The following is a 12,890-nucleotide window of genomic DNA, read 5'->3' on the forward strand; positions in this document are numbered from 1 at the left end:
GACTCGAGGACGGCAAAAAAAGCTTCTCGAGCTGGCCGAGAGATCCAATTGACGGCGGTCGGGCCATTTGAGCGAACACATATGGGAGACGCGTCGCGGCTCGCTCGGGGCGGCCTGGCAAATTGCCGATGCGGTCGCACTGATCAGAAGCGAAGCGGGTCGAAACGTCGGGAAAACACAGCACGCTGGCGCACGGCATCGGGCCATGGCGCAGAAAGGGCTGTGGCGTACAACTGGGAGAAGCGCAGCTTCGGAGCATGGCTACAGAGCGCCGCGCCGCGAGAATGCACCGCAACGAGCCGGCCACCGCCCTCGCCACCAGGCTGGCGCGTGTCGCCTGGAGCGTGCTGCGCACCGAGAAGGCTTTCGACACACAACGTCACGAGGTCACCGCCATCTGAGCCGATGACTTCAACCAGTTCGCGATTGAAACACTGCATGGAACGGATCGATAAACGCGCCCTGGGTGACCCAAATGTTGCTCGTCGACCTGTCCGCTAGTAAGGCCAAAGGCGCGTGCGTATTCCCATCAAGGCCACGCCCGGAGCCGACCAAACAGGCCGATACATATCAGCGACTTCCGCCACTCACGCACAAGCTCACTTAGGATCAGCAGCTCCACCTTGGGTCATTTTTTCGCGTTGAAGCCCTGTCGTTTGGTGACACCTGGGGCGCCTTCTTGCCTCGGTTCCTGCTGAGCAGGGCAGTGACGTGTGAATCGGCACCGAAGATCGACCAACTCCAGGCCGGCGCAAGACTTTGATTTACTAATACAAAATGGGCATCGGGTGGGGTCACGATCGGCGCCGATGATGACCCACCAACGCTGCGAATTTGCTAGCAAAGCCATGTAGTTGAGGACTTTCGGCTGGGGGTCAACCGTCGGTGCTGATTCACACTCTTCGGAGCGCACTTTCATTAAGCCTCGCGCAATCTTTGCAGTCCATTCTGCTTGTCGACGGTCGGGGGGAACATGAAGCGCAAGCCGACTCTGCTTTTTGCCTTTCCGGCTCTCATCCTTCTGATTCTCGCGGGGGAGCGAGCAGCGACATTCCTGCTGGGAACCTATCCGGCCAGCCCCGCCATGTGGCGGATCTGGCTTGAACTGCGCCCTTTGTCGACCACGTTCTGGCAGCAGGTCGACCTCTATCTGGGCGGTTCAATGGTCCTTGATGCCGCCATTCTGACCGCCGCATCGATCGTCTGCTGGATGGCTTGCCGGACGAGAAAGTCGGCCGCATTCTTCCTTGCCAACCACGTCGCACTGCTTTTCGCCGCGCTGATGATCGCGTCCAGCAGCCATTCTGAAACAGCGAGCACGATTGCGGCGTTCACCGCGCCCAACGGCCTTCCGTTCTCGCTGATAGTCGATTTCACATGGCAGAACAGCCTCGTGCTGCTTCTGGGCACAGCAGCCTGCGCCTACTGCCATGTTGCGTTTCTCGGCGAGGCGCGACAGCGTTCCGAAGCGCTCGCCGTACGGCTTATTGCTCTGCAGCGGGATCTTTAGGACCCGGGGCACGCCGTGGTTTTCACGAAATAGGCCTTCACGTATCCGTCCAGGCTGACTGATGGCAACGGATAGTAGGTGACCGGACACCATTGCCGCTTTCGGTCGGCGCCGGTCGGACGGCATGAGCCCGTCGCCACGATGATACCGTTGTGATCGGGAGCGATCGCGCCCGCCGCCCTGGAAAGGTGGCTTGGCTGCGATCTGATATAGAGCACATCCCAAAAATCGACATTGACGACGTAGTAGCAGGTCGCAGCCGTCGCGCTCCCGATCGGTGCCAACAAGATGACGGCAGCTCCGAATGCAGCTGAACGCAAAACCGTTCTCTCGTTGCCTGTCGCTTTCAGTTGATCTTCTTGTAATGAACCTTGCCGTCAGGTCGCACTATGCGCTGGTAGGAGGAGTTTGGGGCAGGGGGCGCTGCCGCGACCCTCCTTTTGGGCGGGAGCGGCATATCGACGACACCGGGTTCGGTCGCTGCTTCGAGATCGGTGGATGCTTCCGCCATCGTGGTCGTGACCACGGAAGGCTCCTCCATGCTCGATATGTCGTCGTCACTGTCCAGGGGCAGGCTCTGTTCAAGTCGGGCAATACTGCCTTTGACTTCGTTGAAGCTGCCCTGCAGGTGACTGTCCAGTCTTTCGAACCGGCTTTGAAAGCCGTTGTTGACCGTATCGAGCCGGGCTGCGATCCGTTGCTCGAACGATCCGAGCCGTTCCAGCCGCCCTTCCACAAAGCGCAGATCGCTGATGCCGCGGTAGAGATAGACCGCGGCCGTCATGTTCATCGCCGTGATCAGCAAGGCGCCGGCGGCGACAACGCCGATCATCCTTGCATTGCTCGGTTTGCCTGCGACGGTTTGCTCTCCGGCGTGGGTCGCCGGCCCAACGTCTATTGCTGGCCCAATACTGATTGCTGGCATGTCAGGGTCGCTGATCATTGTCATTGGACCACCACCTTTGCGCCGACAGAGACGCGCTTGAAGAGATCGATGACATCGGTGTTGGTAAGACGAAAACATCCCGATGTTCCGTCGAAGCCGATGCCCTTGGGATCGTTGGTGCCGTGGATACGGTAGAGCGTGTCGCGCCCGTCCCGCAGCAGATAGAGCGCGCGCGCGCCGAGTGGATTGTAGGGGCCGGCAGGCACCATTTCGGGCAGCTCCGGCTGGCGGGCGCGCATTTCCCTGGGCGGGCGCCATTCCGGCCATTCGGTTTTCGCCCCCACCTTGACGATGCCAGTCCAGCCAAAGCCGTCGCGTCCGACGCTGATCTGGTAGCGCAGCGCCTCGCCCTGCCGGGTCACCAGATAGAGCGCCTTCTCGTCCTTGCGGATGATGATGGTGCCGGGCTGTTCCGTGGTTTGGAGAGCAACCGCCTTGCGGAGGCTGGGCCCCATCGCCGGCAGCGGCGGCCGGTCCGATAGCGCGGATCTGGCATGGGCGAATTCCCAGCCCGGCATCCCCAAGGCCAGGCCTATGATGCAGGCGCCGGCCAGCGTCGGGACGATGCCGTATCTACCGGGCAGCGTCATCGATCCGCTCCTTGAACATCCGCTTCAAATCCTTGTTGAATCGTGCTCGCGCATCCACTTCCAAAGGCAGGATGGCCCGGTTCAGCGCGTCGGTCAGCAGCGCATTGTCCAGGGCGACCGACTTGATATGCGGCGCCTTGAATATCTTCTCGAGCTCGCCGCGCGAGAAGTGGTTGCCGAACCATTTGCGCTTGTGCTTGTTGGCGACCAGCGTGATGCTCACCGAATTGCCGCGCAACTCGCGGATCTTCTTGTAGAGCCGCTTGCCCTGCCGCAGCGAGGCGACGTTGAGCTCGAAGACGATGAAGATCTCGTCGCTTGTCGAAAGCACGGAATCCTGCCACGGGGTCTCGATATTCGGCAGGTCGATGACGATGTCGTCGAACCGGTAGGCGACGAGGTCCAGCAGCCGGAACACGAAATCGCCGCCCTGCGGCTCAAACGGCAGTTGCGGCCTTTCGAATGAATAGATGGTCAGGCCGGAGGGGCGCGAAAGCTTGATAACGTCCATCAGCTCGACGTCGAGCCTTTCCGGCTGGCCGATGATGCCGGCCAGGTCGAACTGGTTGAACAGGTTGAGATAGGCGCCGCAATTGGCGCTCTGGAAATCGAGGTCGACGAGGCAGGTCGAAGCCGCACGTTCGGTGGATTTCGACGCCAGGAATTCCGCCGCCGACAGAGCCAGCGTCGTGGCGCCGGCGCCGCCGCTGGCGCTGATGAAGGTGATGATGCGGCTCTTGGTGCCTTGGTTGCCGGTGTCGTGGAAGGTGACCGCGTTCAGCAGTTCCTTGGCGTCGAGCGGCTTGTGCAGCCAGTCCGAAGCATTCATGCGAACCAGGATACGCGTCTGTTCCGAGGTCAATTCGCCGGAAACCGCGATCAACGGCACCGCCGCCCACAGCGCGCGCGCCGCGACTATTCCAGGCTCGCCGAGCAGCTCGCCATTGGCGAGGTCGAGGATGACGATGCCCGGCCGCGTGTCGGCGGGCGGGCCTTTGAGAAAGTCGCCCGTCTCGGAGATCCTGACATCGTAGATGGCCAGCGCGTCGAGCCGCGTCGCCACCTCGCGCTTGAATTGCGGATCCGAGGAGAAGAGGGCGACCTGCTTTCGTTTGGTCGGGAGAACCTTGGTGTTGATGGCGTTCATGGGTAGGTGCTTTTCATATCTTCGCCCGTGACTGTGCTCATCATGGAGGGCATGGTGAGGTTTCCGAATCCGAGCAGGCCGCCGAGGAAGAAGAACTGGAAGGTAAGACCCTCCAGGCTGACCGTGACCGTCGGGACTGGTCCGCCCGGGCGACCCCAATAGCCGAGGCCGGTCGCGGAGTAGGTAATCCTGACATTCGCCGGCTGGAGCCTGGGGAAGAACACGACCATGCGATTGTAGATCGCGTCGAAATTCGCTTGGTTGAATCCAGTACATCCGCCTGCACCGGTACAGGAATAGGTAGGGAAGCTGCCAGTTGCCATAGACGTGCCCACCAGCGCCACGTTCGTGGTGACCGCCGCGCTTGCAAGCGCGTCACTGACCGGATTGGAAATAGAGGCTGCCCTCGCGCCGACTTGAACCGCCTTATTAGCTGCATTCCATTGGTAGAAGGCATAGCCGAAATCGACGAAGCCAAGCGTCAGCGTAAGAAGCAGGGTCATGGCAATTGTAGCCTCGACCATGGCTGCTCCGCACTCCTCTGGGCTGAAATCACTCAATGGTCGCATGTCAGTACCCGACAAATCGCTCTTCTTGCGAAGCTGTGATGGTGATTGGGCCGACGCCGATATAGGAGAGCAGCGAGGTAGCCCCATATGCGTAGCTGGTGGTTACGCGGATCGTGCGGACAGTCGCGCCGGTCCCTCTGTAGTCCTGCAAGCCCGTGTCTGGATCGACCGGGTTTGCAGTGTCGTAGGTCGCGATTACGACGGGCTCGTCGGCGGCCCAGTCGGCTACCCTGAACGTCCCGGCCACCGGTGTCCCGTATTTAGCGATGTTTTGTGCAGTAGAGACGCAATAATTTGTGCCTGGGTCAGGGTTTACAAAGTCCTCTGTGCAGCGCGCCATGAAGCGTGCCGCGTCGCGCAGCCCGGCTTCGATCAGCAGCTTGCGGTGGATGACGGTGCCGAATTCGAACACGCCCGCCGACAGGGCAATCATCAGCGGCGTAATCAACGTCATCTCGACCAGGATCGTGCCGCGCTCCTCGCGGCGGAATTCCCGGGCGAGTCGGCGAAGGATCCCGGTGCGCTTAGCGGTAAAGTTGGACATTGTCCTTCGCGAAGCCCATCATGGTGCCTCGCCCCTGATTTCCATCGATATCAACGATTTCGGCCAGCACATCGTCGCCGGTGACGGGCTCAGTGAGAAAGAAACTCGCGAATCCCATCGCGGTCATAGATCCGCTCTGTCCGTTCAATTCGCTCTGGAACAGGTCGCAGTCGACAATGGCAGCATAGATCAACCGTCGGTCCGGGTCGGTCGATGGCGAGGCATGGCAAAGCGCTTCGCCGGTCTCGTTGCCAATTGAAAGGGTGTCCACCAGATCGTTGTCGATCTCGTATTTGTAAAGGTCATACCGGGACGGCGGGCTGGCGTTCGTGTAGTCGCTTCCGTCTTGGTGGTTGAAGTCATCCAACTCTCCATTGGGGTAGTTGGTTGCCACGTAGCCCTCATAATCCCAAAGTCCATTGCCGATGCGTCCGCCGAACAGCGGGTAGGCGGTGTCCTGCGTCAGGCCATGGAACTTTGTGAGGTCGGTCCCGGGTATCTTGTCGCACGGATCGGTGCCGGGCTTGTTGCCCTTTGGCTTGAAATCAAAGCCTTTCCGAATATTGGGTGCTGGCGGAACCGACGCGTCGTCCTTTGAGAAGTGCGGGCCGTACATATCGAAACGGGTGTTGAACGCCGCCTTCGCCTTTTCAGTCAGATTGCCGGTCTGCGTGTAGATCCCCCTGCTGTTCACGCATTCCGGAAAATCCACGTGGGCGATGTCATCCGCAAGGTCTCCCTCGCCATAGCCGTGGGATACCGCCGGTCTAAGGAAGCCCATGTTGCCGGGTCCCCATGACGTCGAGCCCATTACGAGTTTGATGCCTTTCCGGTAAAAATTCTGATTGTTCGCCACATCCTGCAGGTTCTGGCCCGGGAACGGGTTGCAGATGAAGAGCGGGGTCATGTCGCAGACGACGACGCCCGCGAATCCCGCTACGGCGGTCGCGCCGACATCAAAGAAGTTGTTCGCGCCGGCGCCGACGAAGGACGCTGGGAAGATCGCGTCGAAACGGCTTGCCTGGACTGAAACCATGATAAATTCGGCATCCGCGCTGGTCGCCGCCTTCCGATCGACTCCATTGGCGTCGACCCCCGTCAGCGGATTAATGGCCGTCGAATCGCTTGTGGGTATGCTCGCGAGAAAGCACCAAGCGATGTCGCCCCCGTTCCGGCAGGCCGTTGTGCCGTTCACGACGCCGCCATTATCAAGGTCGGCGCGAGCAGTCACACTGGAGAAGCGGCTGTCGTTCTCGACAAGGTTGGCGAGTGCTCGTTCCGCCCGGCTCCACGCGTCTGGCTTGCCGTCAAGTTCCGCCGCCGCCGCAAGCGCAAAGCTGTCGGCCCCCTTCTGAAGATCGTTGTGGAGGTTGTTGACCCGGCTCATGTCAATCGTCAGCAGGGAAAAGCCGATGATTGCCGGCAGCATGATGCTGACCAGTATCAGTGCCATTCCCCTCTGATCGTGCCAGAACGCGCGAATGATCCGCAGCATGGCTTTACTCTTAGCTCCCTGACGCCAGGGTTCCTCGTTTACCTGACGCCGACCCGCATTCCTCTGTTTAATCCCCGGTGTTGCCGACATTGACCGTGATGGCCGGCGGTGGCGGCGGTGGTGGTGGAAATTTGTAACTCTGGGCAACAGCGGCAGCGCGCGCGCCATCGCCTTCGATCGCCGTGTTCCTCGACGCCGGATTGAGCGGATCGACCGTCTGCAGCAGCGAGTTGTATTTCTGCGTGTCGCCCGCCGCCAACGTCACCGTCTCGTAATTGTTCAGGTAGTCGGTAGCGCAGCCCGTCAGCGCGCCGGCGCACAACAGCAGGAGCAAGGTTCTATTTCTTGACATAGAGCATCTTGTCCTTGGATTTGAGGTCGAGCATGTGGCCATAGGGGCCGACCACGCCTTCGCCGAGTTCATATTTGCGAACCATGTCCTTGGTCACTTCCAGTTGACCGAGCACGAAAAACTCGGGGTCGTTGGCGGGCCGCGTCTTGTCGAACGGCGTCGCCAGCTGTTCGCCTGGTTTCACCGGCCGCACGATATGCGGCGTCACGATCACGATCAGTTCGGTCTCTTCCTTCTGGTTGCTCGAATTCCGGAACAGCGTTCCGACGATCGGCACCTGGCCGAGCCATGGCACCTGCCTCTGGATCTTGGTGTTCTTGCTGGACAAAAGCCCGCCGACCGCGAAGCTCTGGCCGTCGCGCAATTCGACGACGGTCGACAGCTTGCGGTTGGTGAATATCGGGTCGCCGGCGCTGGTGAAGCCGGTGAGGTCGCTGACTTCAGGCGCCAACCTGATGTTGATCTTGTCGTCGGCAAGAACGACCGGGGTGAACAGCAGATTGACGCCGAATTGCTTGAACTCGACCTGGACCTCGCCATCACTGTCGACGCTACGGATAGGCACCTCGCCGCCGGCGTTGAAGCTGGCCAACTCGCCGGATAGAGTGGTGAGATTGGGCTCGGCCAGCATGCGCACCACGCCCTTAGCCTCCAGCGCCTCGATGATCAGGTCGACCTTGACATCGCTGTTGATGACGCGAGTGATCAGCGCCGCGAATGGATTGCTGTTCGAAAGAAGGCCGGTAACCAGGTTGCCCGGCCCCAGCACCAAATTGTCCTCATCCACGGTGGCAATACCGGTTGCGGTTCGGGTCGTGCCGCTGCCGTTGGTGCTCCTGATTGAGATGCCAAGATCGCGGCCGGCATTGCGCTTGGCCTCGAGCACGCGCACCTCCAGGTTCACCTGCTGGCTGTCGTCGATGGTCACGGCGTTTATGATCGCGTCGGGTCCATATTGCTGGGCAACCTGTATGATCGCCGCCAGCGTGGCGCCGTCCTTGACATGGCCGCCAAGCCTGACCTTGCCGTTGATCGAGCCGATATCGATGCGCGACCCGGGCGCCACCTGCCGGATCGCTTGCGCCATGTCGCTTACGTCGACGCCGACCTCGATCTGGATCACGCCAAGCGAGCGCTTGTCTTCCGAGAAGAGGTTGACGGTGGTGGTGCCGGCGCTCTTGCCGATGACATAGAGTGTCCGGTCGGTCATTGGCTGGGCGTCGGCGATCTTCTCGTCGCCCACGACGATATCGCCGAGTGTGGCGTTCACCTGGACCGTCACCGACTGCGACATGGGCAGGAAAATACGATGGACGCTTGGGTTCGAGACATCGATGCGGCGGTCGGCTGAATGAGCCGCGAGGCTCAACTGCAGAAGTGCCGTCAAGCAGGCCAGAGCGGCCACTGCCAGTCTTCCCCAGAACACACGCATCTATATTACCCCCCTTTGCCGACTATACGGACAACCCCTTGCCCGAGTGCGCCGGCGTTATTTTTGTCGCGGCACGTCGTAGGTGTCGAACTTCACACCTCGAAAGACGCCGACTGTCGCACGCGCCGGCGGTTCCGGCTGCACATATTTGATTACTTCCTTAACTACCTCTTGCATCTGGGGCGCCGAGGCTACTGCCGGAGCAGGTTTTGCGGCGCTCAACAGGTCGAGCCTGCTTCCTACCCGTTCCACCGCCTGGGTCAGCCCATTGATCTTGTCATCGGCGCGCTTGCGCTCGGCCGCGGCCTCAGCCTCGGCGGCGGCCTGCCTGGCGAGTTCGGCCTGCCTGTCGGCGACGTCGGCCGGCGTGTCGCCTGTCAGGTCGGAAAGTGTCACGCGTTCGGTGGTCTCGCCCTGGCTGGCGGCGGCCTGGCGAAGCGCCAGCGACAACTGGCCGGCGCCGGCGGCAAGCGTAAGCTTCTGTGCGTCCCTGGTGCTGGCCTCGAGCGTCACCGATTTCACCACGGTCGGGCTGTCCTTGCTTTCATCAGCGACCTGGTCGACGGCGAGCACCTTCATGCTCTGCAGCAACACGTCGACAAAACTTCTGTCCGCGCCATCGCTGCGGGCGGTGCGCGTCAGAAGCACATCGACCCGGTCACCGGGAAAGACGAATCCGGCGACGCCAAGCACGTCATTGACGCGGATGGATACTGCCTTCATGCCCTCGCCGAGCACCGCCGAAAGTGTGGCGCGCTGGCCGGGGCCGGTGATTCTGGTTGCGAGAACCGGCTCGTTGATCCCGATCGTCTGCAGTGCCTGCTTCGTGCCGTCTCCGGCCAAAGCCTCTTTTGTTGTCCTGAAGGCACCGGCCGGAACCGCGCCCGCCGGCCACGCAATTTCGCGCAGCTTGTCTGATGTCAGCGTGTCGCCGAATTTCAGCGCGACGGCAGCGACAACGACCGTGTCGCGCTGGACATTATCCCCCTTCGCCATGGCGCTGCGCTGGCTGGCCAGCCAGATATTGGCGAGCACCACCGCCACAACGCCGAACACGCCGGCGAGCACGATCATGATGACAGTATTTGCGCGCATAGCCCCAAGCCCCATGCCCAGAATGCGGAAATTCGTCCGCTGCGATCGGATTCAGGCCCGGACCTGATGATCCGGGCCTGAGCGTGATCAGGCGATCAGCTTCCTGTGCCCGCAACCGCGTTGCAGGTGCCAACAGTCGTGCTGTCGAGCGCGGTACACAGACCTGCGAAACGACCCGTGACCCAGCCGCCGATCGCGATGACCGTCAGGACGACGGCGACCGCGATGATGCCGAGAAGGATGGAATATTCGACCATGGCAGCGCCGTTTTCGTCGTCGCGGAACTGCCGGGTCATCGTCATGAGCTTCTTCATGCCAATTTCTCCCTTTTGGAGGTTTGAACCCGACGAGACGAGCCAAGGATGAAATCCATACCCAAGCATCCCCCGTCATCTCGATCTAAATCCCGAAGAAAACCAGAGTCAAATGGGTTTAACGGTTCTTTAACTTTCCTATACCTGATTCGGCAAGAATATTTCCGTTCCTTCACTAACCCAAGACATTGATTCAGTTGATTTTTGTGCGCCCCTTAACCATTCGTTCACAATTTGGCCGCGATCTGGCGAAAGTGGGGCCGCATTAGCAATAAGGCATATGGTTGAATATCTAAGGGATTAGATCCGTTCCATGACGCCTTTGTGGCAAAAAAGGCACTTTCACCGAAAAGCGAGTCCCGTGTTCCATTTAGGACAGCGCCGCTGACCAAATAAACGTCACGTTTTCCGACACATGATCTTAACTATGTCTGAAGTATTAATCGCATGGGTGCGCGGTCGGCGCTTGTGCCTTCCGTGGTTAACGATTAGTTTCAGCGCGGGGATTAAACGGGGACGAAGCGTCATGTTGGGCCGATTCACCAAGGGGCTAGGCGAACCGCGGATCGAGCCAAAGCTTGAGCCGATTGCGGTATTGCCTGTTGCGCCGGCGCTTTCCCCCGCTGCCGACATCGAAGCGCATGGCGACGATTTCCTGACGCTCAAGGTCGAGCTCCACCGCCATCTGATCGACCGGTTCAATCTTGCCGCGCTTGAAACCGCGTCGAAGGATGAGATCCTGAATGAGATCCGGCCAATCGTTCGCGAGTTCGTGCGCGGCCGCAACGTGCCGCTGAACGCCCGCGAGCTTGACCGGCTGACCAGTGAAACCGCCGATGAGATGCTGGGGCTGGGGCCGATCGAGCCACTGCTCAAGGATGACTCGATCACCGACATATTGATCAACACACACAAGCGCGTCTTCATCGAGCGGCGCGGCATGATCGAGGAGACGGCGATCCGCTTCCGCGACGAGGCGCATCTTCTGCGCGTCATCAACAAGATCGTCTCGGCCATCGGCAGGCGCGTCGACGAATCGGCGCCGATGGTCGATGCACGGCTGGATGACGGTTCGCGCGTCAACATCGCGGTGCGGCCGATCTCGGTGGATGGGCCGCTGGTGTCGATCCGCAAATTCTCCAAGAATCCCTATTCGCTCGAACGCCTGATGGCGTTTAATTCGATCCGCCAGCCGATGATCGACCTGCTGCGTATCGCCGTGCAGGCGCGCAAGTCGATCCTGGTTTCGGGCGGCACAGGCAGCGGCAAGACGACCTTGCTCAACGCGCTGTCAAGTTACATCCCGGCCAGGGAGCGTTTGATCACCATCGAGGACGCGGCGGAACTGCAACTGCAGCAGCCGCATGTCGGCCGGCTGGAGACGCGGCCGCCCAATGTCGAGGGTAAGGGCGAGGTTCGTCAGCGCGAACTGCTCAAGAACGCGCTTCGCATGCGGCCCGACCGCATCATCGTCGGCGAGGTGCGCGGCGAGGAGGCCTTCGACATGCTGCAGGCGATGAACACCGGCCATGAAGGTTCGATGACCACCATCCATGCCAACACGCCGCGCGACGCGATATCACGGCTTGAGCAAATGGTCGGCATGGCCGGCATGCCGATGACCCACGAGTCAATCCGGGCGCAGATCGCGTCGGCCATCGACATCATCGTGCAGACGCAGCGTCTTGCGGACGGAGGCAGGCGGGTCGTCTCCATATCGGAACTGACCGGCATGGAAGGAAATGTCGTCCAGCTCCAGGAGATCTACAACTTCGTCCGTCGCGAGGTGACGCCGGAAGGCAAGATCATCGGTGATTTTCGCGCCACCGGCATCCGCCCGCGCTTTGCCCCGGAGGCGGCGACGCTTGGCCATAATTTTGCCAAGGATGCCTTCAATCCGCAGGTTGCGCTCTGATGCCCACCGGTCAGACTTTGCTCTACTTCATTTATGTGCTCGCGGCGGCATCGGTTATTCTCGCCGGCGAGGCCATGTATCTTTCCTTTGCCAAAAGCCGGGCACGGATTGGCGCCGTCAACCGCCGGCTGAAACGGCTGTCCGACGACGTTCCGGCCGAACGGACCCTGCAAGGGTTGCTGCGCGAACGCGGGCTGACGGACTCGGGCGACTTTCTCTTTGGTCTGATCGGACTGAACAGGCTCTATACCCAGTCCGGCATTACCGGAAACCCGGTGACTTTTGCCGCGAAATTCCTCCTGACGGGGTTGGCGCTGGCGTTGCTGCTGTCGTTCTTTTTGGGCTTTTCGACCCTGGTGTCGCTCGTTGTTTTTCTGGTGATTGGATTTGTGCTGCCGCTTCTCGTTCTCCGGCGCGCACGGAGCAGGCGAATTCAGAAATTCGCGAAACAACTCCCGGACGCACTCGACATGATCGTTCGTTCGCTGCGCGCCGGACATCCGGCTTCGGTAGCGGTTGGTCTGGTCGCCCGCGAAATGCCCGATCCGCTCGGCACCGAATTCGGCATTGTTTCCGACGAAATTACCTTTGGTCTCAGTATGGAACAAGCCGTGAAAAAATTGTCGCAGCGTGTAGGCTTCGAGGGCCTTCATCTGCTTTCGGTGTCGTTGTCGATTCAAGCAAAGACCGGCGGCAATCTGACCGGGATCCTGTCCAATCTTTCATCGGTGCTGCGCGAAAGGCAGAAACTCAGGATGAAGATCAGGGCGCTTTCGGCCGAGGGCCGTGTATCGGCATGGATCATCTCGCTGTTCCCGATAGTGATGTTCCTGATACTCCAGCTTGTTGCCCCGGCTTACTACGGCACCGTCTGGGGCGATCCGATCATCCTTCCTGTGTTCCTGATTTTCGGGACATGGGCGCTGTTGGGTGATTTCATCATGTATCGAATGGTCAATTTCGACTTCTGACAGGGCGAGA

At 60.4% G+C, this 12,890-nt stretch carries 15 protein-coding genes; 4 read left to right on the forward strand and 11 right to left on the reverse strand.

What is annotated here, in order from left to right; all coding sequences use genetic code 11:
- Window positions 1–257 precede the first annotated feature (257 nt).
- Together AC0NID_RS15015 and AC0NID_RS15020 are read left to right on the forward strand one after the other, a co-directional pair.
- Entirely contained in the window at window positions 258–401 is a 144-nt protein-coding gene (locus AC0NID_RS15015; RefSeq protein WP_473454010.1) for a hypothetical protein, read from the forward strand.
- Window positions 402–973: 572 nt separating this feature from the next.
- On the forward strand, window positions 974–1,510 hold the full coding sequence (locus AC0NID_RS15020; RefSeq protein ID WP_473454008.1) for a hypothetical protein: 537 nt from the start codon (window positions 974–976) through the stop codon (window positions 1,508–1,510).
- Here the strand turns inward: AC0NID_RS15020 and AC0NID_RS15025 are convergent.
- The 11 genes from AC0NID_RS15025 to AC0NID_RS15075 form a co-directional block, all read right to left on the reverse strand.
- On the reverse strand, window positions 1,507–1,797 hold the full coding sequence (locus AC0NID_RS15025) for a hypothetical protein (RefSeq protein ID WP_473454007.1): 291 nt from the start codon (window positions 1,795–1,797) through the stop codon (window positions 1,507–1,509). The two genes, AC0NID_RS15020 and AC0NID_RS15025, sit on opposite strands and share 4 nt — an antisense overlap.
- Before the next feature lie 59 nt (window positions 1,798–1,856).
- The gene (locus tag AC0NID_RS15030; RefSeq protein ID WP_473454006.1) at window positions 1,857–2,459 is read right to left on the reverse strand and encodes a hypothetical protein; all 603 of its coding nucleotides are present in this window, start codon (window positions 2,457–2,459) and stop codon (window positions 1,857–1,859) included.
- Window positions 2,456–3,046, reverse strand: a complete 591-nt coding sequence (locus AC0NID_RS15035) for a L,D-transpeptidase (protein ID WP_473454005.1) — start codon at window positions 3,044–3,046, stop codon at window positions 2,456–2,458. Before AC0NID_RS15035 ends, AC0NID_RS15030 begins: the two co-directional genes overlap by 4 nt.
- Window positions 3,030–4,193, reverse strand: a complete 1,164-nt coding sequence (locus tag AC0NID_RS15040) for a CpaE/TadZ family protein (protein ID WP_473454004.1) — start codon at window positions 4,191–4,193, stop codon at window positions 3,030–3,032. Before AC0NID_RS15040 ends, AC0NID_RS15035 begins: the two co-directional genes overlap by 17 nt.
- On the reverse strand, window positions 4,190–4,717 hold the full coding sequence (locus AC0NID_RS15045) for a TadE/TadG family type IV pilus assembly protein (protein ID WP_473454003.1): 528 nt from the start codon (window positions 4,715–4,717) through the stop codon (window positions 4,190–4,192). The genes AC0NID_RS15040 and AC0NID_RS15045 overlap by 4 nt, the downstream gene beginning before the upstream one ends.
- Before the next feature lie 46 nt (window positions 4,718–4,763).
- A complete protein-coding gene (locus tag AC0NID_RS15050) occupies window positions 4,764–5,306 on the reverse strand; it encodes a TadE/TadG family type IV pilus assembly protein (RefSeq protein WP_473454002.1) in 543 nt (180 codons plus the stop codon).
- Window positions 5,287–6,801 carry a TadE/TadG family type IV pilus assembly protein gene (locus tag AC0NID_RS15055; RefSeq protein ID WP_473454000.1) on the reverse strand — a complete coding sequence of 505 codons (1,515 nt, stop codon included), beginning with the start codon at window positions 6,799–6,801 and terminating at the stop codon, window positions 5,287–5,289. Before AC0NID_RS15055 ends, AC0NID_RS15050 begins: the two co-directional genes overlap by 20 nt.
- Window positions 6,802–6,868: 67 nt before the next feature.
- Window positions 6,869–7,153, reverse strand: a complete 285-nt coding sequence (locus AC0NID_RS15060; RefSeq protein WP_473453999.1) for a hypothetical protein — start codon at window positions 7,151–7,153, stop codon at window positions 6,869–6,871.
- Window positions 7,140–8,585 carry a type II and III secretion system protein family protein gene (locus AC0NID_RS15065; protein ID WP_473453997.1) on the reverse strand — a complete coding sequence of 482 codons (1,446 nt, stop codon included), beginning with the start codon at window positions 8,583–8,585 and terminating at the stop codon, window positions 7,140–7,142. The genes AC0NID_RS15060 and AC0NID_RS15065 overlap by 14 nt, the downstream gene beginning before the upstream one ends.
- A gap of 57 nt (window positions 8,586–8,642) precedes the next feature.
- Entirely contained in the window at window positions 8,643–9,680 is a 1,038-nt protein-coding gene (gene cpaB / locus AC0NID_RS15070) for a Flp pilus assembly protein CpaB (RefSeq protein WP_473453996.1), read from the reverse strand.
- A gap of 95 nt (window positions 9,681–9,775) precedes the next feature.
- A complete protein-coding gene (locus AC0NID_RS15075; RefSeq protein ID WP_473453994.1) occupies window positions 9,776–9,994 on the reverse strand; it encodes a Flp family type IVb pilin in 219 nt (72 codons plus the stop codon).
- A gap of 526 nt (window positions 9,995–10,520) precedes the next feature.
- Between AC0NID_RS15075 and AC0NID_RS15080 the strand changes: the two genes are divergently transcribed.
- Window positions 10,521–11,909, forward strand: coding sequence for a CpaF family protein (locus AC0NID_RS15080; RefSeq protein WP_473453992.1), 1,389 nt, complete (start codon window positions 10,521–10,523; stop codon window positions 11,907–11,909).
- A 35-nt stretch (window positions 11,910–11,944) separates the two neighbouring features.
- Window positions 11,945–12,880 (forward strand): type II secretion system F family protein, encoded by a 936-nt coding sequence (locus AC0NID_RS15085; protein ID WP_473453990.1) that lies wholly within the window; start codon window positions 11,945–11,947, stop codon window positions 12,878–12,880.
- Window positions 12,881–12,890 lie beyond the last annotated feature (10 nt).

Source organism: Mesorhizobium sp. WSM4821, assembly GCF_055901555.1.